Genomic DNA, 20,953 nt, shown 5'->3' on the forward strand with positions numbered 1-20,953 from the left:
CCGTGGCTTCTGCGCGCCGTGCTTCGGCGACCCGCGGTCAAAACGCGAGCAGAACACCCATGCCGATCGCCATGTTGTCGCGAAGATTGCTGCCCTCTTGACGAAGACGCTCTTCCTTTATCGCCAGCCCGCCCTGCAGGCCGACGTTCTCGCTCAGCCAATTCTGCGCCATGAAGCCACGCAACCCGTTGCTGCGATTGAACAAGTGCGAACCCTCGACAAGCCCGGCGTGGCGGCCGTGGTCGAGGATCGCCGGATTCGGCGTGAGCGCCAGTGAGTCCGCAGCGGCCGGCGGATCGGTACTCATGCCGGAACCCAGCGCATGCCGGCCGCTTAAAAGGTCCGTGTCACGAGGAATAGCCGCCGGCAGTTCGAGATTGAGCGGTGGCGGTACCCGGGCGCGGGTAATGGTGACGTTCGTGTACGAGTGCGGCTGCTTGTTTGGAATCAGGCCGCCCATCGGCGACCACTTCAGTTCGAGATCGCGAGCCGACGGTGTCGGTAACAGCCGAATCAACGGAGCCTCGGCCGCACCGAACCAAGGGCTTTGCGCCGGCGAGTCCGCGACCACCGTCGCTTCCCGCCCGTTTGGCCAAAGCGCATAACCACAAGCACCCGCAGCGCCGACGGCGGTTGCGGCAGCCAAGTAAATGGAAGCGGTGCGCGATCTCATGGCGCGGCGCGTGAGCAGGCGACTAAAGCGTATCGTCGTCGAAATCACGCCGGTTTTCAATAACAACCGATAAGGTTGGACGCGATTTGCGCCGGCGGCCCCATCACATGGTCGCGTTGGGCGAATCGTTTAGGTGGCGTATCATCAGGCCCATGAGCCCCACAGTGCTCCGCGAAGGCCCATTTCGCTTTTACTTCTTTTCACGCGAAGAAACGAGGATGCACGTACACGTTCAAGCGGCTGATGGAGAGGCGAAATTCTAGTTGGAGCCCGAGATCGAACTGGCTATGAGCGTCGGCCTGCCCACACATCAGGTGAACACAGCGCTGGCGATGGTTAAGGAGCACGAAGATGAAATCCGCGAAGCTTGGAATACCCACTTCGGAAGCTGAGGTCACAAACATCACGCCATTCGGTCTCTGGATGTTGATTCGTGGAGAAGAAAAGTTCTTGTCGTTCGAGAGCTTCCCGTGGTTCCGAAGTGCTACGGTTGAAAACGTCTACGCCGTCGAACTGCCGAGTGAGAATCATCTTTACTGGCCTCGGCTCGATATTGATCTGGCGGTCGAGTCTATCGATCACCCTGAACGCTTCCCGCTGCTAAGCAAAATCGCCCATCAGGACGCTGCAGTTGACTGCTCTTAGCGGAGTGGCAACTTGGGCGTTCGTAAAAGGCGTAAAAGGGGTCGGACTGAACTGGTCCCAGAAAACGGACGGTGGGTTAAGGGTTACTTTGATAGTTTCGTTCGTAGTTCATGGGTGATTGGCCGTTGGCGGCAGTATGCCGTCGCTTGCGATTATAAAACGGCTCTATGTATTCAAAGATACTGCTGCGCGCTTGCTCGCGCGTTCGATAGTCCTCGCCATGTATCAGCTCGTTTTTGAGCGTATGAAAGAAGCTTTCCGCCACGGCATTATCCCAGCAGCATCCCTTGCGCGACATGCTCGGCTTGGCGCTGCATTCCTCCAGCAAAGCCAGATATTCAGCGCAGGTATATTGCGATCTCTGATCGGAGTGAATGAGCTCGAGGTTGCGGGGTTGGCGCTGAGCCAGAGCCATTTGTAGCCCATCAATAACCAGTCGTCGCGTCATCCGTTTGTTCATCGACCAACCGACGACCGCACGCGAGTACAGATCGATGAACACCGACAAGTACAGCCAACCGGCGCGGGTGGGAATGAACGTGATATCGGATACCCATCGCTGATCCGGTCGTTGGGCCTCGAATTGCTGAGCCAGCCGATTCGGAGCGGCGATGGTTTTGCGTGAGTCCATGGTCACGCGAAATCGCCTGACCGTCTTGGGCTCCAGTGCCAGATGCCTCATCAGCCGACCCACAGTGTGTCGACCGATGCACTCGCCTTGCTCCACCAGATCCAGGCGAACACGCCGTGCGCCATAGGTATGACGGCTATCGATAAAGCTCGTCTTGATGCGGGGTAGCAACGCCTGATCCCGCAACGCCCGCACGCTCGGCGGTCGACGAACAAACGCATAATATCCACTGTGTGAAACGCCCAAGGCCCGACACATACGCCGCACCTTGAACCGGCCCCGATGCTGCTTGATGAAGGCGTACTTCACAGCGATTCCTTCGCAAAGTACGCGGCGGCTTTTTTTAAAATCTGATTCTCTTCGCGGCTGCATTCAAGTTCTTGGCGAAGACGGGCGTTCTCTGCTTCCAGGCCCGCCTGCCAGCCTTTACCGGGAAAGGCGTCAGATCCATTGCTTTCCAGCTGTTGCTTCCACTTGTAAATTTGATTGACCCGTAATCCAAGTTCACGGGCAACAGCGGTGACCGGCTTTTCCGATTGCTCGGCTAGACGCAGCGCCTCTAATTTGAATTCCTTGGTATAGCGCTTGTATGGCTTGCGGGTCATAGGACAACTCCTCCGGGACAGCGTAGTCCCTTTCTGAGTGTCCGTTAAACCGGGACCAGTTCAGACATAGCGTAAAAGGGGTCCGTAAAAGGGGTCAGGTCAGACACGATTATCGCTGCGGGCTCACCCGCTGCTTCGGCCGGCCGCGCTTTCGCGGCGTCGCACGCACGTCCGTTGCCTGCTCGATTTCTTTCCGGAATCGTTCGCTTCCGAGCACCACGCCCTGTTGCGTGCTCCGCCGAATCTCGCGCATTGTTTCGGCGCTCGGAGCCTCAGCGAACAAGTCGCAATAGGCTTTCTGGCGCGCCTGATTTGTACTGCCCAGGCGCTGATACAACGGATGGGGCGTCAGCCAGTGCCCGCCGTCGCCATGCGCATTCGCGTGATAACTTGACCAAGGGTAGTCGGCGGGGTGGTTCGCCATATTCCGGGCCCGTACCGGGTTGAGCTCGATGTAGCGATAGCAGGTCAGCAGATAGCGTTCGGATTCGACCGGGCTGGCTTTGTAGCGTCCTTCCCAGAGGGTGCCGGTGCGTTGCTGGCGGCGATTAACATATTGCACGTAGCTCCGGCCAATCGACTGCATCATCTTCGACACCGCGCTGTCACGCTGCGGCGTAACCAACAGGTGGACGTGGTTGGTCATCAGCACATACGCATGTACGTCAACGCCGGCGGCCGCAGCGGCGTTTTGCAGGCGGTCGAGATAAAACCGGTAATCGTCGGGATCGAAGAAGCAGGCTTGCCGATTATTGCCGCGTTGAACGACATGCTGCGGTACACCGATCAGATGGAAGCGGGGCAAGCGCGGCATGGCTGTGATCCGAGAGTTAAAAAAGCCAGTGTAGCTGATAAATGTGTCTGACCCCTTTAGGAAGTTGCTTTTAAGTCTAGATGTCCTCTCCGAGACGGAAATCAGGGATGCTTGGTTGGATGAGGCGGAGAAGCGGGCTTAAGAACTGGACGACGGGATCGTTCAGCTTGTTTCCGCGAGTGAGGTGCGACGCAAAGCGCAAGCGCTTCTTCGTTGAGCCACTTCTTTCATCGGTGTTTAGCGTAGCTCATTGGTTGAAGCGGGGGCTTTCACGAGGCCTGTCAATGTGCCATCCAACCAGTAGCGCGGCTGATACGTATTGCGTGAATGAACAAAGTTCGTGGGCGCCGGCTCGTTAAGGCGGTCGTAATAGTCGCGCGCGGTGAAAATGCTTATATAGACGGAAGCCAGCAGTATCATCGGGCCGAGCAGCGCCATATTGGCTATCCATCCCCGGCGAGGCTTATTGGCCGAACGACGGGCGAGGGCAATGCCCCCGGCCAGCGCCGCTATCGTCACGAGCAGAAACTGACTCGCGGGCATATCGATCACGCCGCTTACCAAAGCATGGATACCGCCCGCAATTAGAGAGGCCGTGGTTGCGACGACCAAGGCCGGGTGAAGGGCGCCGTGTTCCCCGCTCACAAGTTCTCTTGCGACGCGGAGCCAGGAGAGGCCTAAATACAGAATGCCGGCAACAAAAAGAACAGCGGCCGGCACGCCCCATTCCACGGTCCACTGCAATATCGCGTCATGCGGGTGGGATGCCAGCCCGGTATCGATTGCCGCATACTGCATGGGGCCGATGCCGAACCAGGGCGCAGCCAGAATATGTCGCCATGCGATAAGCCAGAGGTACGCCCGGCCGTTCAGATCGATGGCCGCCATATGTGCGCTCATCGCGCTGCCGGAGCTGAACATCGCCAGGCTGACCACAAAGCCTGCGGCTGCGCATGCCAGCATCCACTTGGCGTGCTTTCGGCCATCGGCTCCGAATAAAACGGCGACGAACGCGGTCGCGATCAGCGTGGCATATCCGGTGCCTCGCCCTCCGCTGTGCCAGAGCAACGCCCAGAAGAACGCCGCGATCGTAAAGACGAACGCTTGCCAGAATGTATCGCGAGCGCCGGCGAGTGGCGATCCCATGATCAAGGCGGCGGCCAGGAACGGCAGCGTCCAGGTCTGATATTGATTGAAAAAGCGGATATTGCCGAAATTCGCGGTAAGCAGTGTTGCTTGCAAAGGCATGCCGCTGATTGGCGACGAATAGATGGCAACGGCGGCCGAAAAGCAACACAGGGCGATCGAGATCGTGATCGCGTGAGCGACCGCAGCGGGGGTTAGGGCAAGCGCCCGGCTTAGTTCATGGGCGAGAGCTATTGCCGCAACGGCCAGCATGAACGTATAGGCCACTTCGAGCGATGACCATTGGAGCGATGCGCTTTGCGCGCCCGAAAACAGTCCAAGGGCGGCGATCGCCAACAGAGCGGCAAGGCCAGCCGCGCTCACGGGCAATTCGCGCCGGCGGGCTATTGCCCACATTCCGATCAAGAACAGCAGCGCCGTCAGCATCAACCGACGCGAATCGAACCCACTGAGTGTGGCAAGCAGCGCCAACCCGGTCAGCCAGAGGGGCCATATGGTCGGCGGCGTCCAACTGCGATCGATATTATACTTGAGCGTCATTGTATCGCGTTGGACAGGGCGCTATGGTCCGTCGCGCAGATCGAAGTGGGCAGGCGAGGCATGAAGCGTGTTTACCGGCATCTGGCTGGCAAGAATCGGCGGTTTAACGGTTAATGCTTCTGCTTTTGGGGCCTTTTTGCTCATAAAAAAGCCCTTCGGGACGAAGGGCTTAATATCAAATAGAGCTTAAATGTGTCTGACCTCTTTAGCTATTTGGCCTTTAGCTAGACCCTTTAACTGCTTCTGCAGTTGCTTGGTAGGTACTTATTATCGAGAGTAGTAGACGAACACGCCCAAGTAATCGAGCCTGCACCGGCATCAGGTGTTAACACAAGCGATGGACTGCCACTAACGCCTAAAGCCGTTGCGTCATAAGCAACGGTAATCACACCGTTGGCGCCGACTGTAACTGAGTCGACACTATTGCCCACGATCGTATCAGCGGCATCAAGCCCCGCAGCGGAGTTGCTTGTCGGGAAGCTACCTTGAGACTGATAGGTTTCGGAGACGGCGGTTTTAGCGCTGCTTGCTAAGCTCAGTCCTTCAGACACCTTAGCTCGAGTCGTGTAATTCTGATACTGCGGAATCGCGATCGCCGCCAGAATACCGATGATCGCGACCACGATCATCAGTTCGATCAATGTGAAGCCCTGTTGCTTCTGCATTACGGGTTCCCCCTTAAAATGTGCTGAAAGTAGTCGCGTCGATCGGACGCATAGGTAGCGCAGCACGATTTGTGCCAGTTGGTAAGCGCAATACAATCAGAAAGTTGGCGTTAATGCTAGGGGTAATACGTAGAGCGCGCGTCGGTAAGTGACGCATCGCGTCACTTTGGCGCCGAGGCTAGCGGCCGCGATAGGTGATTCGGCCCTTGCTGAGGTCGTAGGGCGTGATTTGCACGGTGACGGAATCGCCGCGCAGGATACGGATATAGTGCTTACGCATTTTGCCGGAGATATGCGCGGTCACGATGTGGCCGTTTTCCAGTTTCACGCGGAAGGTGGTGTTGGGCAGGGTTTCGACGACCGTGCCTTCCATTTCGATATGCTCTTCTTTCGCCATTAGCTCCTGATCTCTTGCTCGACGCGATTCGACGCCGGATTATCTGTCATGCGCGCGCGCGGTTCAATCGCGCTGTCGGCGTCACGCCCATGCGCAATGATCGCGAGTATGAATTAGTCGGTCTTCGATGTATTGGTTCGCCGGCTTTTTTCAAGATGCGCTCGGTTCCGGGGCGCATCGATGGTGAAAGACCAAGCCGATTCCGGCGTGGCGGACGGTGCGGGCTCCCGGATGGCATCCAGAAACTGTGCCCGCGGAAGATCGATCGCCCCCATGCGATAAAGATGCGGCGAACCGACCTGCCCGTCCAGGTATCGATAGTTCCAGGCCCGGAGCTGGCGGGCCAGCCAGATCAGCGCGATCTTGCTGGCGTCGGTTTGGCTGCTGAACATGGATTCGCCGAAAAAAACACGGCCGCGCGCCACGCCGTAGAGCCCGCCGATCAGCCGTCCGGCGCGCCAGACTTCGACCGAGTGCGCGTGCCCGAGTTGATGCAGCCGTTGGTAGGCTGCGCGCATTTCGGGGCCGAGCCATGTGCCTTCGCGGTGTACGCGAAGGGCGGCGCACTTGCGGATAACGCCGGGAAAATCGCGATCGAGTGAGACGGCGTAGTCATTGCGCGCGAGCGTGCGCTGGAAGCGGCGCGAGACGTGTACGCCATCTGTTTCGAATACCGTGCGTGGGTCGGGCGACCACCAGAGGATCGACTCTTCCGGGTTGTACCAGGGAAAGATGCCGAGTGCGTAGGCACGCAGCAGTCGTTCGGGCGAGAGATCGCCGCCCATGGCGAGCAATCCGTTAGGCTCCTTGAGCGCCAGATTCGGGTCCGGAAAGGCGCCGTCGGGCTGGTTCGGGTCGAGCCAATAGAGCCGGACGGCGCTCACGAGCAGGTTTCCGGCGTTGTCGCGAAGTTGCAGCGTTCGCGCTGTTCGGTCTGAAATGCCGCCATCATCTCGGCCTCGCGTTCGACGAAATCGCCGATCGCGTGGTCGAGCCGGGGGTCGGCGATGATATGGGTCGACCAGGTCGCGACCGGTTCGAAACCGCGCCGGATCTTGTGTTCGCCCTGGGCGCCGGCGTCGAAGCAGGCCAGGCCGTTGTCGATGCAGTATTCGATGCCGGCGTAGTAGCAGGTTTCGAAATGCAGGCTGTGATAGTCGGTTTTGCAGCCCCAATGCCGGCCGTAGAGCGTGTCCCGGCTGCGCATCATGAAAGCCATGCCAACGGGCGTATGTTCGTGGTAGGCGATGAAGAACAAGACTTGGTCGCCCAGCCGCGACGTCAGTTCCGAGAAGAATTCGGGCGTGAGGTACGGGTCCTGGCCGCGAATGGCGTAGGTGCGGCCGTAAAAGGCATACAAGGTCTGCCACAGGGCGTGCGAAATTTCGGCCGGGTGCCGCACCACGATCTCGACGCCGGCCTCGCGCATGCGCCGCCGCTCGCGGCGGATTTCCTTGCGCCGCTTGGACGACAGCGCGTTTAGAAAGTCTTCGAAATCTCTGTAGTCACGGTTGAACCAGCGGTACTGGCAACCGCGCCGGGCATGCGCGTCCGCGCCGAGCATGGCGGCGGTCGAAACGTCGTCGCCGAACAGCGTGTGCAGCGACGATATGCCCATGCGCTCGGGCAGCGTGGCCAGCGCGGCGGTGAACGCGCGGCGCGTCGCATCGTCGCGCGCCAGCAGGCGCGGGCCGGCGACCGGCGTGAACGGCACCGCGTTGACGAGCTTGGGGTAGTAGTCCAGGCCGACTTGGCTGTAAGCGTTGGCCCAGGCGAAATCGAATACGAATTCGCCGAAGGAATGATCTTTCAAATACATTGGCGCGGCGCCGACCAACGCGCCGTCATCCGTGCGCAGCAAGGCGTGCGCCGGCTGCCAGCCGATATGCGGGGACACGCTGCCGCTGGCTTCGAGCGCGGCCAGAAAACCGTGCTGGACGAACGGCTGGTCGGTGCCGCAGAGCGCGTTCCACTCCTCGGCGTCGACTTGGAGAATGCTTTCGATCTGGGTCAGTTCCGCCATGGTCGCGTGGGCTACGGATTGGCCGCCGGGCACGGGATGCGCGTCGCCCGGCACCGGTGCGCGAATCCACGAGCGTTCAATTCAGCGCGTAGCTCTGCGGCAGGGTCTCGCGTAGCGCGAACTGAACGCAGGCGTCGTGTTCAAACTCGTTGAGTTCGTCCTGCGCGTCGTGGGCGCGATCGGCCTCGGTCAGCCGCCCGGAATCGTCGAACTTCACGATCGCGCCGAGCGTTTTAACCTGGATTTCGCCCTCGTCGTTGGCCTGGTCGTCGAAGGCGACCTGGACATAACGCAACTGCTGGTCGGCAAAGCGCGGCAGATCCTGCTTGCCTTCGGCGACCGCCGACGCCTCGTCTTCGGTGAATTCTTCCATCGCGCCGTCTTCGGTAAGCAGGAAATGGCGGACCGACATCGTCTACCTCATATTGGCCTCGTATCTCGTCGATATTGGCGCAAACAGCCTTAATTCAACCGTCTGGCGCGACGAACACAACAGCCATCATAGAGCCTTGCGTTACACTATGGGCATGAGGGCGGCTTAACCACAACCCATCGTCTGCGCCGCGATTGCCGGCGCGAACCGGTAACGGCCAGAGCAGCGGCCATATCAGTGGCCAGTTCGGTGACCAGATCAGTGACTAAAGCAGCGACCAAGCAAAGCAAGGGAAATGCTTCGTCCAAGGCGGCCAAGGCCGGCCCCCGAACGAGCAGCCGCGCCGCGGCCAACGATATCGCCGAGGCGCCGAGCGCTTATCGGCAACGGCTGGGCCGCCTGCTGCGCGAGGCCGCGCTGTTCATCGCCATGGCGATCACGTTGTTCCTGCTCGCCGCGCTGATCTCCTACAATCCGGCCGATCCCGGCTGGTCGGATAACGGCAACGGCACCGCGGTGCACAATCTGCTCGGCGTACCGGGCGCATGGTTTGCCGACGTGCTCTTGAGCCTGTTCGGTTATCTCGGCTTTATCTGCCCGTTTATGGTGCTTTACGGCGGCTGGCTGATCTTCGTCGACCGCCACCGGCCTAGCGGCGAGTTGATGTCGAAGGGCATCCGCGCCGGCTCGTTGCTGTTATGTCTAATCTCAGCCTGCGGATTGGCCTGGCTGATGCTCGGCGGCATCGTCTCGAGCGGCTTGCCGCAGGGCAGCGGCGGCATCGTCGGGGCGGCGGCCGCGCGGCCGCTGGCCGGCGTCATCAAGATGATCGGCGCGGCCTGGGCCCTGACCACGGTGTTCGTGATCACGCTGTCCATGGGGCTCGGCTTTTCGTGGCTGGCCGTGGCCGAACGTATCGGCCATTTCATCCTCGGCGGCGCCGTCAATACGGCGGTGTCAATGGTCGGCCGATTCGGCGCCTGGCGCGCGGATCGCGCCGAGCGCGCCGCTCAACGCGCGGCCGCGCCGCCGAAATCCAGACCCAAGAAAAAACCGCGCAAGGCGCCGACCCTGGATACCGATACGCCGGCCGCGCCGGCGGCGGCCCCGGTCGCGTTCGACAAACCGAAGAAAAAAGGCAAAAACGGCAAGAAGAAGGCCACCCAGCTCGATCTGCCGATGGATGAGGCGCGGGTGGATGTGCCGATCTACGACCCGGCGCGCGACAGCCCGATTCCGCCGATCGCGCTGCTGGACCCGGCGCGGGAACCTAAAGGCGACCAGGACGAGGCCGTGCTGATCCGTATGTCGGAGCAGCTCGAACAGCATCTGGCGGACTTTAACGTCCAGGCCAAGGTGGTCGCGGTCGAGCCCGGCCCGGTGGTCACGCGCTTCGAGATCGACCCGGCGCCGGGCGTGAAGGTGAACCAGATATCCAATCTGGCAAAGGATTTGGCGCGCGCGATGTCGACCACCAGCGTGCGCGTGGTCGAGGTGATCCCCGGCAAGTCGGTGGTGGGTCTGGAAATTCCCAACGCCGATCGAGAAATCGTGGCGCTACGCGAAATCCTGGATTCGACCCGTTATGCCGGCGCGGCCTCGCCGCTCACGCTGGCGCTCGGCAAGGACATCGGCGGCAAGCCCGTGACCGCCGATCTGGCCAAGATGCCGCATATGCTGGTCGCGGGTACGACTGGTTCGGGCAAGTCGGTCGCGGTGAACGCGATGATCCTCTCGATCCTGCACAAGGCGACGGCCGAAGAGGTCCGCCTGATCATGATCGATCCGAAGATGCTCGAACTGTCGGTCTACGAGGGGATTCCGCATCTGCTGGCGCCGGTGGTCACGGACATGAAGGACGCGGCCAACGCGCTGCGCTGGTGTGTCGGCGAAATGGAACGCCGCTACAAGCTCATGGCCGCGCTTGGCGTGCGCAACATGGCCGGCTTCAACGCCAAGGTCAATAAAGCGATCGAGGCCGGCCGGCCGATCACGGACCCGATCGCGAAGAACGCCCAGTCGAACGCGGCGGCGGAGGCCGGCGAGGAACTGCCCACGCTTGCACCGTTGCCGGCGGTGGTGATCATCGTCGACGAGCTGGCCGACATGATGATGGTGGTCGGCAAAAAGGTCGAGGAACTCATCGCCCGCATCGCGCAGAAGGCGCGCGCGGCCGGGCTGCACATGATTTTGGCGACCCAGCGCCCGTCGGTGGACGTGATCACCGGCCTGATCAAGGCCAATATTCCGACCCGTATCGCGTTCCAGGTGGCCTCCAAGATCGATTCGCGCACGATTCTGGATCAGCAGGGCGCGGAGTCCCTGCTCGGCCACGGCGACATGCTGTATCTGCCGCCCGGCACCGGGTTTTCCAATCGCGTGCACGGCGCTTTCGTGGACGACCACGAGGTGCACAAGGTGGTCGAATATCTCAAGCAGACCGGGCAGCCCGATTATATCGAGGAGATACTCGAGGGCGGCGCCGGCGAAGCCGAGGGCGGCGCGGACGCCGAGGACGATGCCGAGGCGGACCCGCTCTACGACCAGGCGGTGGCCATCGTGCTCAAGTCGCGCAAGGCCTCGATCTCGTATGTCCAGCGGCGTCTGAGGGTGGGCTACAACCGCTCGGCGCGCTTGATCGAACAAATGGAGAACGCCAGCATCGTCGGCCCGGCCGAGGGCAGCGGCGGCCGCGAGGTGCTCGCGCCGGCGCCGCCGGACGACGACTGAATGTGCTCTCCCGCCGTAAGGTTCAGGAGTGATTCACGGCGCCGCCGCCACGCTCCCCGGCATCATAGCCATTCAACCCATTATATCGAGGACTTGGTATGCGGATGACCCGCTGGCTTGTCGCTTTTTTACTGCTCTGTGTGGCCGGACTGGCCCAGGCCGGCCAAGAGGCGGACCAAGGCTCGGAGGCGCTACAGGCTTTTTACAACAAGGTTCATACGCTGTCGGCCGATTTCCAGCAGATCCAGCGCGACGACAACGGCAATGTCGTGCAACAGGCCAACGGCACGTTTTTGCTGTCGCGGCCGAACAAATTCCGCTGGGAGTACGATCAGCCTTACAAGCAGATCATCGTCAGTAACGGCCAGATCTTCAAGTTCTACGACGTGGGCCTGGCGCAGGTCACCGTGCGCAATATCAACGCGACGCTCAAGGCCACGCCGGCGGTATTGTTGACCGGCGGCGAAGCGCTGGGCGAGGCCTTCGAGATCACCGACGGCGGAAAGCGCGACGGCCTGACCTGGGTGCATCTCACGCCGAAGGCGGACAACACGGACTTCAAATCGGTGGATCTCGCGCTGACAAACAACGGGCCGGCGCTGAGGAAGCTGCACGACAACCTCGGGCAGACGACGAGCATCACCTTCGGCAACGTGAAGGTCAATCCGGATATCGCCGCCTCGAAGTTCACGCTCGAGGTACCGGATAACGTGGAAGTTGTCGACGGCCGGGCGAAACGCGGGCGGGGCACCGCGCGTTGAGCCTCGCAGCGAATCGCGTGCGCTCGATCTGGTTCGTTGCCGGCATCGCGCTCTGCGGCCTGTTCATCTATGGCTGCCTGATGCCGAACCCGCCGTCCGGGCCGGGCTTTGCGTATTTCGACAAACTCGAACACGGCTTTGCCTTTATCGTGATAGGCGCCTGGTTCGGCGCCTTCTATCTACGCACGCCGTGGCGGGTATTGATCGCGCTGTCCCTGTTCGCCGCGGGCACGGAAATCATGCAATGGGCGAGCGGCTACCGCGACGGCGATCCGCTGGATTGGCTGGTCGATACGGTGGGCGCCGCTTTCAGCCTTTCGGTGCTGCGCGCGCTGGGCGTGGACTGGGTTGCTAGAATCGAACACCGTGTCGCGGCAAAAGGAAATTGACCTGGCCGGTCATCCGGCCGATCGAGGCGCCGAGCCGGGCGCACGCCCGCTGGCGGATCGCATGCGTCCGGCCGCGCTCGAGGATTACGTCGGCCAGAAGCATATCCTCGGGCCGGACAAGCCGCTGACGCGCGCGCTGGCGGCCGGGCGTATTCACTCGATGATTCTCTGGGGCCCGCCGGGCACCGGCAAGACGACGCTGGCGCGTCTGCTCGCCGTGTCGGTGGCGATGCGCTTCGTCCAGATCTCGGCGGTGATGGCCGGGGTCAAGGATATTCGCGCCGCGGTCGCCGAGGCGCGCGCGGCACAAGAGAGCGGCGGCGAGGGCACGCTGCTGTTCGTCGACGAGGTGCATCGCTTCAACAAGGCCCAGCAGGACGGTCTGTTGCCGTACGTCGAGGACGGCACGCTGGTTTTGGTGGGCGCGACCACCGAAAACCCATCGTTCGAAGTCAACAACGCGCTGCTCTCGCGCACGCGTACCTATGTGCTGCGCGCGCTCGACGCCGAGGCGATCCGTACGCTGATCGACCGGGCGCTGGCCGATGGCGAGCGCGGTTTGGCCACGCTTGGGATAACGATGGACGCGGCGCTGCGCGACCAGCTCGCCGCGCGGGCCGACGGCGACGCGCGCCGCGCCCTCAACCTGCTGGAGTTGGCGGCCGATATCGCCGCGGCGTCCGAGGCGCGCGTGATCACCCAGGCCGAACTCGACGAGGTGCTGCGGGAAGGCCTGCGTCGTTTCGACAAGGGCGGCGACTATTTCTACGACCAGATGTCGGCGCTGCACAAGAGCGTCCGCGGCACCGACCCGGATGCCGCGCTCTACTGGCTGTCGCGCATGCTCGAGGCCGGCGCCGATCCGCGCTACGTGGCGCGCCGCGTGACCCGCATGGCCAGCGAAGATATCGGCAACGCCGACCCCAGAGCCCTGCGGCTGGCGCTGGACGCCTGGGAAACCTACGAACGGCTGGGCACGCCCGAGGGCGAACTCGCGATCGCGCAGGCGACCGTCTATATGGCCTGCGCGCCGAAGTCCAACGCCGTGTACAGCGCGTTCAACGCGGCTTGGGCGGATGCGAAGAACCGGGGATCGCTGGAGGTGCCGATGCATATCCGCAACGCGCCGACCCGGCTGATGAAAGACCTCGGCTACAGCGAGGGCTATCGCTACGCGCATAACGAAGACGACGCCTATGCCGCGGGCGAAACCTATCTGCCCGAGGAGCTGATCGGCACGCGCTATTACCAACCGGCGCCCCGCGGCCTGGAAATCAAGATCGGCGAAAAGCTCGCGCGTCTGCGCGAACGCGATGCCGCCGGCCCGGCGCGCCAGACCCGCAGCCATCCCGCCGCCGCGGGCGACGAGGACCAGGACGGAACGTCGCCCGACGACCCGGACCCATCGCGGTAGGCCGTAGGTCGGATTAGCCGCAGGCGTAATCCGACGGCCACAAGTGCCACCGCGTCATGATGCCCGGCACGGATGTCGGCTTACGGCCTGCGGCCTAAGCCGACCTACATAAGGCCGCTCGTGCGCCGTCGGTTAGCTGTCGGCCACGATGATCTGTTCGGCCACCTCGGCCAGGCCGTCGCCGACGATATCCGGCCGTTCGCCGGCGGCGTTGAGCGCTTGATGAGCCCGCCCGACGAACGCCGCCTGCAGCCCGGCCCGCAAGGCGCCGGTGACATCCCAACTATGGCAGGCGAGCAGGCGCAGCGATTCGACCGGCGTTTCCAGCGCTCGCGTCGCGACCGCGTAAGCGCTCGGGTGCGGCTTGTAGCAACGAGCGTCCTCGACCGACAGCACACGATGAAAGAGCTCGGTCAGACCGGCGTTCGCGAACTGTGCATCGACTGTGGATTGGGCCGAATTGGTCAGCGCGGTCAGCGAAAAACCGGCGCCGCGCAGACGCTCGAGGGCCGGGCGAACGTCGGCATGCGGCGCCAGCGTGGCGATCGTATCGAACACGCGATCGCGCTGGTCGGCGGCAAGCGCGACGTCGCGTTGCGCGGCGAGCTGATCCAGGCAATCGCCGGCCAGTTCGGTGAAGTCGCGGAATCGGGCGGTCAGGGTGGTAACGGTCGACCAATACAACAGCGTCAAAAACCATTCCTGACGCGAATGCTCGTCGCCGAACAGGTCCGCAAACACCGGATCGAGGGCGGACATGTCGAGCAGGGTTTCATTGACGTCGAATACGAGATGCGTAGCGGGCATAACCGGCATATCGATGAGCGAATGGTTCGAGGCTAGAACGCGTCGCGCGGCCCGGCAATCACTCGTCGCCGGCGATCGGCCGGTTACGCGGCCGATGGCGATAAAAGCTATTGGAAATTACTATGATCTGCCCGTTCTCCCCGCCATGCGGGCGCAAATCAACGCGGCGGGGCCATATATCGGCGACGCCCGGGAATACGTCGATCGGTTGGGCTGTGCAGTGCAAACGACACGTATGGGCCTCGCATTATTGGTCCAGCGTGCGGACGCTCATGGGTTGTCACTATCAGCAATATGTCTATGATCGCTAAGTCGTATATGATGGGTGGGAACTACGCCGAGGCCGTCTTATATGAATACGAGCTCTAAAGCCGAGAGCGCACACCGGGTTATTATTGCCGACGATCACCCCTTGTTTCGCACCGCGCTCAGTCAGGCCGTGTCTCAGGCCTTGGGTGATCCCGAGTTGCTAAGTGTCGGCAGCGTCGATGAATTGACCGCGCTGCTGGCCGATAGCAGTCGTGATGCCGATCTATTGCTGTTGGATCTGAACATGCCCGGAGCGCGGGGTTATTCGGCACTTGTGCACGCCTGCAGTGTCGCGCCGTCCCTGCCTGTGATCGTCGTATCCGCGCACGAGGACGCCAGCATCGCTCAGGCGTCGTTGGAGCACGGCGCGGCCGGCTTCATTCCGAAGTCGGCATCGCCCGAGACCATGGCCGAGGCGATTTCGGCGGTGCTGTCGGGCCAGCGCTGGATACCGGTGCATGCCGAGAACGCCGAACCGGAAAAAGACGATTTCACGGAAAAATTGGCGACGCTGACGCCGCAGCAGCAGCGGGTGCTGATGATGCTGACCGACGGCCTGCTCAACAAGCAGATCGCGATCGATTTGGATATTTCCGAAGCGACGGTCAAAGCGCATATCACCGCGATTTTGCGCAAGCTGGAGGTGCATACCCGCACGCAGGCGGTGATCGCGGCGCGCAGCCTCGAGATCGATTGGGAAAACTACGCCCGGCGCGAGCTCAACGGCTCGAGTAGCTGATTTTCGAGCGGTAACAAAAATCCGCGTAAAAACGCGAACCGGATATTTTGTGAATAAAAAAAATAGTCCGCAAATAAACGCGGAATAAACGCAAATTAAAAGTTAAAATGTCGTATTGCGTTTATTTAATGTTCATTTCCGGGCTGGTATTTTCTGGCCTTGTCTTGAATAAATAAGCATTTGCGCTGTTGGCGTTCATTTGCGAACGCGTTTTCTTTATCTTATACTGCCTCGATCTCGCCGCCGCGCACCGGGCGGTGTATGGTCTCGCGCAGCTTCTCCGGGCTGATCGGCTTGTACACGAGACCGATGTGCATCGCCTCGACGCGGGACACGATTTCCTGACTGCGGTTGGCGGTGACCAGAACGAAACGGGTCCGGTCGTAGCGCCGGCCCAGGTTCTCGATCAGCTTCAGGCCGTCGGCGCTGTCCTCACCGAGATCGTAGTCGAAGATCGCGATATCGAACGGCTCGTCGCCGAGGATCGCCTCGGCGTCTTCCGGCGGCGCGGTCATACAATCGATGTGCCAGCGTTCGAGCAGCCCGACCAGGGCATCGAGCGAGGCGTGGTCGTCGTCGACGCACAGCGCCCGATTAATCGGCTGCGCCGCGGTCGCGGCCGGCTGCGGCTCGGCGGCCGGCGTTTCCGGCGCCACGCGCTCGATATGAATACGAAACACCGTACCGCGCCCGGGCTGGGAGTCGACCTCGATCTCGTGTCCGAGCAGCCGCGCCATCCGGTCCGCCAGCGACAGACCCAGCCCAAGCCCGCGCTCGCCCGAGCCGTGGCTGGACGTGCCGCGCTGGAATTCCTCGAAGATCGAGCCGAGCTGGTCGTCGGCGATGCCGGGCCCGGTGTCCCAGACCTCGATGCGGACATGATCGGCGCGGCGGCGGACGCCGATCAGCACGCGACCGGTCTCGGTGTAGCGCACGGCATTGGACAAGAAGTTCTGCAGGATGCGGCGTAGCAGATTGGGGTCGCTATGCACCCAGGCCTGCGACGGAACGGCGTGCAAAACCAGGCCGGCGTTGCGCGCCAGCACGTCGAATTCCCGGGTCAGCGGTTCCAGAATGCGCGACAGCGGAAAGCTTTGATACTTTACGTCCCAGGCGCCGGCGTCGATCTTGGAGATATCCAGCAACGGTTCGAGCAGGGCCTGCGCGGCCTCCAACGACATCTGAATCTGTTGCAGCGCGGTGTGCTGGGCTCCGGCGTTGCCCTGTTCGGCGCCGGCCGCGAACAGGCGGGCGGCGTTGAGCGGCTGCAGCAGGTCGTGGCTGGCCGCGGCTAAAAAACGAGTCTTCGACAAATTGGCCCGCTCCGCCTCGCGCCGGGCCTCGAGCGCGGCGCGCTGGGCTTCGGCGCGTTGCCGGTTTTCGCGGCGCAGGCCTTCGTTGGCGCGCGAGAGCTCTTCCGTGCGCTTGGCCACGCGCGCCTCCAGCTCCTCGTTCATCCGCGTCAGCGCGGCCTCGTTGCGCTTGAAATCGGTGATGTCGTTGAAGGTGGTCACGAAGCCGCCGCCCGGCATCGGGTTGCCGGTCATCTGCAGCACCGTATTGTTGCGCCGGTGACGCTCGAAGCGATGCGGCCTGCCCTCGCGCAGACGCTCGAGCCGCTTGCGCACGTGTTCCTCGACCGGCCCGGGGCCGCATTCGCCGCGCATCGCGTTGAAACGGATTAGGTCGGCGATATGGCGCCCGGTGCGCACCATGCCCGGCGGATACTCGAACAGCTCGAGATAACGCGTGTTCCAGGCCACCAGCCGCAGGTCCTGATCGACCACCGACATACCCTGATCGATATTCTCCAACGCGGCCTGCAACACGTTGCGGTTGAACTGCACCGCGTCGGCCGTGCGATCGAGCAGGCGCACCATATCCTCAAGCGCCAAATCGCGCTGGCGCAGACCGGAGGCGAGCATGAGCCGCGCCGAAGCGCTGCCGACCACGCCGGCCAGACGCTGCTCTGCAAATTGCAGCAGCGCGGCATCGACGATCTGATTGGATAACAGCTGTCGATCGTGGTGGCCGGCATACTCGCTGAGCGCGGCGCGCGCCGCCTGCGGGCCGAGAAACCGTTGCAGCAGGACTTCCAGTTCGCCGACCCGGATCGCGGGCGGGCGCACGCCGGTGGTGCTGCGCGGTTGACGCCGCATGCCGAGATCGACGAACGCCACCGCCTGGGCGCGTTCGATCAGGGTGATCGACGTGTTCAGCGACACCGAGGCCATCACCGCGATCTCGCCGGCCAGGGTCCAGAACACGCCGTGGGTGAGGGTATCGCCGAAATGCGTGTTGAACAGAGCCTGGGGCGCGAGCCAACTGATGCCGAACGGCCCGGCCGCCATCCAGCCGCCCGGCAGCCAGCCCTGGGTCACCATGATCGGCACCACCAGCGTGTACAACCAAATCACCAGGCCCGCCAGCAGACCGCTGATCGCGCCGCGACGGGTGATGCGCCGGATGAATACGCCGCCGATCATGGGCGGTACGAACATCGCCACGCCCGATAGCGAGAGCAGCCCGATGCCCGCCAGCGACTGGCGGGTGGCGAACATGCGATAGAACGCCCAGGCCAGAATCAGGATCACCACGATCAGCACGCGCCGCGTACGCAGCAGCGCCCGCGACAAATCCCGCCGATGGCCGAACTGCGCGCCCGGCAGGCGCAGCGCCAGCGGCACGACGATTTCATTGCAGATCATCGTGGCCAGCGTGACCGTGGCCATGATCACCATGCTGGTAGCCGCGGATACGCCGCCGATATAGGCCACCAGCGCCAGCCACGGCTTGTCGGTGAGCAGCGGCAGGGCGATCACGAAGCGATCCGGATCGACCGTCTGCGTGCCGAATAGAATCAATCCGGCCGCCGCCAGCGGCAACACGAACAGCGACATCAAAAACAGATACAACGGAAACAGCCAACGCGCCGTGTTCAGATCGCGCGTGTCGGTGTTCTCGACCACGCCGACATGGAACTGGCGCGGCAGGCACAGCGCCGCGGCCACGGACAGGATGAGCACCGTGACGAAGCGCGGCGTGATCAGCGGCTCGCCGAACATAGTCCGGAATACCGATACCGCGTTGGCGCGGGCGAACAAATCCTGCGGGCCGCCGAACATGCCGAAGGTGACCACCGCGCCGACGATCAGAAACGCACCCAGTTTGACGACGGATTCGAACGCGATCGCCCGGATAATGCCCTGATGCGACTCGCGCGGATTGACATGGCGCGTGCCGAAAGCGATGGAAAACACCGCCATCGCAATGGCGACCAGCAGCCCGGTATCGGTCCAGCCGGCGAGCGTGACCTCGGTTTGAGGATGGCTGTAGACGCCGTGGACGATGGTATTGAACGACATCGTCAGCGCGTCGAGCTGCAACGCGATATAGGGCAGGATGACCAGCAGCGCGATGCCCGAAACCAGCGCGGCTAGCCCTTGCGACTTGCCGTAGCGCGCGGCGATGAAATCGGCGATCGAGGTCGTGTTCTGCTGCTTGGCGATGAGCAGCATCTTGCGCAACACGGGGGCCAGGATCAGCAGCGCGATCATCGGTCCGAGATAGATCGGCAAATAGCTCCAGCCGCGGGTCGCCGCGCTGCCCACGCTGCCGTAGAACGACCACGAGGTGCAGAGCACCGCCAGCGACAGCGCATACACGACCGGGCGCGGCCCGGGCCGAGGCATCATCCGGCCGCGGCGATCGCCGACATAGGCGATGTAGAACAAAACGCCGATATAGACCAGCGATATCGCGATAAGGATCCAGGGGCTGATGGGCCGTCGCTCCCCGGCAGCACGACACGCCGGCTGCCTGTTGATTTGTTTCGGTACGGTCCGGCCCTGCAGTAGGGCCGACGCCGCTCTATAATGCGCGCGGACATTCTAACCGCGAACTCGTGATGCTCGACCCCCGACTGCTGCGCAACGATCCGCAAAGCGTGGCCGCCGCACTCGCCCGGCGCGGCTTCGTGTTCGATGCCGCCGGCTACAGCGCGCTGGAAGATAAGCGCAAATCGCTGCAGATGCGGGCCGAATCGCTGCAGGCCGAGCGCAATCAGCGCTCCAGGGCGATCGGCAAGGCCAAGGCGGCCGGCGACGACATCGAGCCCCTGAAGAAAGCGGTGGCCGGCCTGGGCGCCGAACTCGATCGGGCCAAGGCCGAGCTCGAGACCGTCGCCGCCGAACTCGCCGATATCCAGGCCGGACTGCCGAACCTGCCGGACGCGGCCGTGCCCGATGGCGAGGACGAGGCCGACAACGCCGTCATCCGGCACTGGGGCGAACCGCCGAGTTTCGCCTTCGAAGCGGCCGATCATGTGGCGGTCGGGGAAGGGCTGAACGGGCTCGACGCGCCGACCGCGGCCAAGATCACGGGCGCGCGCTTCACCGTCATGCGCGGCGATATCGCGCGTCTGCACCGCGCGCTGATCGCCTTCATGCTCGACCGGCACGTGGGCTCGGACTATACCGAAGTCAACGTGCCCTACATCGTGAACTCGAAATCGCTGTACGGCACCGGCCAGCTACCCAAATTCGGCGACGACCTGTTCCGGCTCGCCGAGCCCGACGACTACTACCTGATTCCGACCGCCGAGGTGCCGGTGTCGAACATGGTCGCCGGAGAAATCGTCGAGGCCGACGCGCTGCCGCTGCGCTACGTCGCCCATACCCCATGCTTCCGGGCCGAGGCGGGGGCGGCGGGCCGCGACGTGCGCGGCATGATCCGCCAGCACCAGTTCGAAAAGGTCGAGCTGATCAACATCGCGCATCCGGACGATTCCGATGCCTGCCACCAAGCCATGCTCGCGAGCGCGGAACACGTGCTGCAAGCGCTCGAACTCGCCTATCGCGTGGTCGATCTGTGCGGCGGCGATATCGGCTTCGCCGCCGCGCGCACCTTCGATCTGGAGGTTTGGCTGCCCAGCCAGCAGACTTACCGCGAGATTTCCTCGATCAGCAATACGCGCGATTTCCAAGCCCGTCGCATGGGCGCGCGCTATCGCGACCCCGATACCGGCAAGCCGCGTTTGCTGCACACGCTCAACGGCTCGGGCGTGGCCGCCGGACGCGCGTTGGTCGCGGTGCTGGAAAACCACCAGCGCGAGGACGGCAGCGTGAACGTGCCGGCCGTGCTGCGGCCCTATATGGGTGGTATCGAGGTCATCGAGCCCGGTTCCCATTAGGCCCGGCTGTAGCGTTCCTTTAAGACATTAACCGCAGATTGCGCAGATGACGCAGATTTTAATGCGGGAAATACCGAATCAGAAGGCGAATATTCAGTCGC

21 protein-coding genes are annotated in these 20,953 nt (G+C 62.6%); 8 read left to right on the forward strand and 13 right to left on the reverse strand.

The window, feature by feature from the left end:
* Positions 1 to 37: 37 nt before the first annotated feature.
* The gene (locus tag VFJ08_RS02740) at positions 38 to 733 is read right to left on the reverse strand and encodes a hypothetical protein (RefSeq protein ID WP_324994908.1); all 696 of its coding nucleotides are present in this window, start codon (positions 731 to 733) and stop codon (positions 38 to 40) included.
* Between the two features lie 227 nt (positions 734 to 960).
* Between VFJ08_RS02740 and VFJ08_RS15695 the strand changes: the two genes are divergently transcribed.
* The gene (locus tag VFJ08_RS15695; protein WP_349256940.1) at positions 961 to 1,065 is read left to right on the forward strand and encodes a hypothetical protein; all 105 of its coding nucleotides are present in this window, start codon (positions 961 to 963) and stop codon (positions 1,063 to 1,065) included.
* On the forward strand, positions 1,025 to 1,318 hold the full coding sequence (locus VFJ08_RS02745) for a DUF2442 domain-containing protein (RefSeq protein WP_324994911.1): 294 nt from the start codon (positions 1,025 to 1,027) through the stop codon (positions 1,316 to 1,318). Before VFJ08_RS15695 ends, VFJ08_RS02745 begins: the two co-directional genes overlap by 41 nt.
* 76 nt (positions 1,319 to 1,394) lie before the next feature.
* On the opposite strand, the gene VFJ08_RS02750 is transcribed toward VFJ08_RS02745, so the two are convergent.
* From VFJ08_RS02750 to VFJ08_RS02795, 10 genes are all read right to left on the reverse strand, one after another.
* Positions 1,395 to 2,258 carry an IS3 family transposase gene (locus VFJ08_RS02750; protein WP_324994913.1) on the reverse strand — a complete coding sequence of 288 codons (864 nt, stop codon included), beginning with the start codon at positions 2,256 to 2,258 and terminating at the stop codon, positions 1,395 to 1,397.
* Positions 2,255 to 2,554: a transposase gene (locus tag VFJ08_RS02755; protein WP_324994915.1), complete on the reverse strand. Its 300-nt coding sequence runs from the start codon at positions 2,552 to 2,554 to the stop codon at positions 2,255 to 2,257. The genes VFJ08_RS02750 and VFJ08_RS02755 overlap by 4 nt, the downstream gene beginning before the upstream one ends.
* Before the next feature lie 109 nt (positions 2,555 to 2,663).
* Positions 2,664 to 3,368 carry a transposase gene (locus VFJ08_RS02760; protein WP_324994918.1) on the reverse strand — a complete coding sequence of 235 codons (705 nt, stop codon included), beginning with the start codon at positions 3,366 to 3,368 and terminating at the stop codon, positions 2,664 to 2,666.
* A 237-nt stretch (positions 3,369 to 3,605) separates the two neighbouring features.
* Positions 3,606 to 5,054 (reverse strand): O-antigen ligase family protein, encoded by a 1,449-nt coding sequence (locus VFJ08_RS02765; RefSeq protein ID WP_324994920.1) that lies wholly within the window; start codon positions 5,052 to 5,054, stop codon positions 3,606 to 3,608.
* Between the two features lie 21 nt (positions 5,055 to 5,075).
* Complete coding sequence (locus VFJ08_RS02770; protein WP_324994922.1) at positions 5,076 to 5,198, reverse strand: hypothetical protein; 123 nt, start codon at positions 5,196 to 5,198, stop codon at positions 5,076 to 5,078.
* A gap of 89 nt (positions 5,199 to 5,287) precedes the next feature.
* Positions 5,288 to 5,719, reverse strand: a complete 432-nt coding sequence (locus VFJ08_RS02775) for a pilin (protein WP_324994924.1) — start codon at positions 5,717 to 5,719, stop codon at positions 5,288 to 5,290.
* 178 nt (positions 5,720 to 5,897) lie between these two features.
* Positions 5,898 to 6,116 (reverse strand): translation initiation factor IF-1, encoded by a 219-nt coding sequence (infA, locus tag VFJ08_RS02780; protein ID WP_123590264.1) that lies wholly within the window; start codon positions 6,114 to 6,116, stop codon positions 5,898 to 5,900.
* Between the two features lie 113 nt (positions 6,117 to 6,229).
* Positions 6,230 to 7,000: a leucyl/phenylalanyl-tRNA--protein transferase gene (gene aat, locus VFJ08_RS02785; protein ID WP_324994929.1), complete on the reverse strand. Its 771-nt coding sequence runs from the start codon at positions 6,998 to 7,000 to the stop codon at positions 6,230 to 6,232.
* Positions 6,997 to 8,139, reverse strand: a complete 1,143-nt coding sequence (locus VFJ08_RS02790) for a GNAT family N-acetyltransferase (RefSeq protein ID WP_324994931.1) — start codon at positions 8,137 to 8,139, stop codon at positions 6,997 to 6,999. Before VFJ08_RS02790 ends, aat begins: the two co-directional genes overlap by 4 nt.
* A 76-nt stretch (positions 8,140 to 8,215) precedes the next feature.
* Complete coding sequence (locus VFJ08_RS02795; RefSeq protein WP_324994933.1) at positions 8,216 to 8,551, reverse strand: hypothetical protein; 336 nt, start codon at positions 8,549 to 8,551, stop codon at positions 8,216 to 8,218.
* A gap of 222 nt (positions 8,552 to 8,773) precedes the next feature.
* On the opposite strand from VFJ08_RS02795, the gene VFJ08_RS02800 reads away from it, so the two are divergent.
* The 4 genes from VFJ08_RS02800 (at position 8,774) to VFJ08_RS02815 (ending at position 13,806) form a co-directional block, all read left to right on the forward strand.
* The gene (locus VFJ08_RS02800) at positions 8,774 to 11,242 is read left to right on the forward strand and encodes a DNA translocase FtsK (RefSeq protein WP_324994935.1); all 2,469 of its coding nucleotides are present in this window, start codon (positions 8,774 to 8,776) and stop codon (positions 11,240 to 11,242) included.
* A 98-nt stretch (positions 11,243 to 11,340) separates the two neighbouring features.
* Positions 11,341 to 12,003, forward strand: coding sequence for an outer membrane lipoprotein chaperone LolA (lolA, locus tag VFJ08_RS02805; protein WP_324994937.1), 663 nt, complete (start codon positions 11,341 to 11,343; stop codon positions 12,001 to 12,003).
* Entirely contained in the window at positions 12,000 to 12,392 is a 393-nt protein-coding gene (locus tag VFJ08_RS02810; RefSeq protein ID WP_324994939.1) for a VanZ family protein, read from the forward strand. The genes lolA and VFJ08_RS02810 overlap by 4 nt, the downstream gene beginning before the upstream one ends.
* Positions 12,370 to 13,806 carry a replication-associated recombination protein A gene (locus VFJ08_RS02815; protein WP_324994940.1) on the forward strand — a complete coding sequence of 479 codons (1,437 nt, stop codon included), beginning with the start codon at positions 12,370 to 12,372 and terminating at the stop codon, positions 13,804 to 13,806. Before VFJ08_RS02810 ends, VFJ08_RS02815 begins: the two co-directional genes overlap by 23 nt.
* A 132-nt stretch (positions 13,807 to 13,938) precedes the next feature.
* On the opposite strand, the gene VFJ08_RS02820 is transcribed toward VFJ08_RS02815, so the two are convergent.
* The gene (locus VFJ08_RS02820) at positions 13,939 to 14,613 is read right to left on the reverse strand and encodes a haloacid dehalogenase type II (RefSeq protein ID WP_324994942.1); all 675 of its coding nucleotides are present in this window, start codon (positions 14,611 to 14,613) and stop codon (positions 13,939 to 13,941) included.
* A gap of 352 nt (positions 14,614 to 14,965) precedes the next feature.
* Here VFJ08_RS02820 and VFJ08_RS02825 point away from each other — a divergent pair, with 352 nt between their 5' ends.
* Positions 14,966 to 15,661, forward strand: a complete 696-nt coding sequence (locus VFJ08_RS02825) for a response regulator transcription factor (protein WP_324994944.1) — start codon at positions 14,966 to 14,968, stop codon at positions 15,659 to 15,661.
* Between the two features lie 221 nt (positions 15,662 to 15,882).
* Here VFJ08_RS02825 and VFJ08_RS02830 read toward each other — a convergent pair whose 3' ends face one another.
* Positions 15,883 to 19,395 carry a PAS domain-containing hybrid sensor histidine kinase/response regulator gene (locus VFJ08_RS02830; RefSeq protein ID WP_324994946.1) on the reverse strand — a complete coding sequence of 1,171 codons (3,513 nt, stop codon included), beginning with the start codon at positions 19,393 to 19,395 and terminating at the stop codon, positions 15,883 to 15,885.
* 173 nt (positions 19,396 to 19,568) lie between these two features.
* Between VFJ08_RS02830 and serS the strand changes: the two genes are divergently transcribed.
* Complete coding sequence (gene serS, locus VFJ08_RS02835; RefSeq protein WP_324994948.1) at positions 19,569 to 20,852, forward strand: serine--tRNA ligase; 1,284 nt, start codon at positions 19,569 to 19,571, stop codon at positions 20,850 to 20,852.
* The last annotated feature ends 101 nt before the right edge of the window (positions 20,853 to 20,953 follow it).

Origin of the sequence: Salinisphaera sp. (assembly GCF_035690525.1) — a bacterium.
Taxonomy (GTDB): Bacteria; Pseudomonadota; Gammaproteobacteria; order Nevskiales; family Salinisphaeraceae; genus Salinisphaera.

Excerpts from the sequence above, each read along its gene's own strand:
- VFJ08_RS15695 (WP_349256940.1), top strand. The coding sequence starts at position 961 with ATGAGCGTCGGCCTGCCCACACATCAGGTGAACACAGCGCTGGCGATG.
- VFJ08_RS02775 (WP_324994924.1), bottom strand. The coding sequence starts at position 5,719 with ATGCAGAAGCAACAGGGCTTCACATTGATCGAACTGATGATCGTGGTC.
- infA (WP_123590264.1), bottom strand. The coding sequence starts at position 6,116 with ATGGCGAAAGAAGAGCATATCGAAATGGAAGGCACGGTCGTCGAAACC.
- VFJ08_RS02755 (WP_324994915.1), bottom strand. The coding sequence starts at position 2,554 with ATGACCCGCAAGCCATACAAGCGCTATACCAAGGAATTCAAATTAGAG.
- lolA (WP_324994937.1), top strand. The coding sequence starts at position 11,341 with ATGCGGATGACCCGCTGGCTTGTCGCTTTTTTACTGCTCTGTGTGGCC.
- VFJ08_RS02745 (WP_324994911.1), top strand. The coding sequence starts at position 1,025 with ATGAAATCCGCGAAGCTTGGAATACCCACTTCGGAAGCTGAGGTCACA.
- VFJ08_RS02760 (WP_324994918.1), bottom strand. The coding sequence starts at position 3,368 with ATGCCGCGCTTGCCCCGCTTCCATCTGATCGGTGTACCGCAGCATGTC.
- VFJ08_RS02820 (WP_324994942.1), bottom strand. The coding sequence starts at position 14,613 with ATGCCCGCTACGCATCTCGTATTCGACGTCAATGAAACCCTGCTCGAC.
- serS (WP_324994948.1), top strand. The coding sequence starts at position 19,569 with ATGCTCGACCCCCGACTGCTGCGCAACGATCCGCAAAGCGTGGCCGCC.
- VFJ08_RS02790 (WP_324994931.1), bottom strand. The coding sequence starts at position 8,139 with ATGGCGGAACTGACCCAGATCGAAAGCATTCTCCAAGTCGACGCCGAG.
- VFJ08_RS02795 (WP_324994933.1), bottom strand. The coding sequence starts at position 8,551 with ATGTCGGTCCGCCATTTCCTGCTTACCGAAGACGGCGCGATGGAAGAA.
- VFJ08_RS02825 (WP_324994944.1), top strand. The coding sequence starts at position 14,966 with ATGAATACGAGCTCTAAAGCCGAGAGCGCACACCGGGTTATTATTGCC.
- VFJ08_RS02770 (WP_324994922.1), bottom strand. The coding sequence starts at position 5,198 with ATGAGCAAAAAGGCCCCAAAAGCAGAAGCATTAACCGTTAAACCGCCG.
- VFJ08_RS02765 (WP_324994920.1), bottom strand. The coding sequence starts at position 5,054 with ATGACGCTCAAGTATAATATCGATCGCAGTTGGACGCCGCCGACCATA.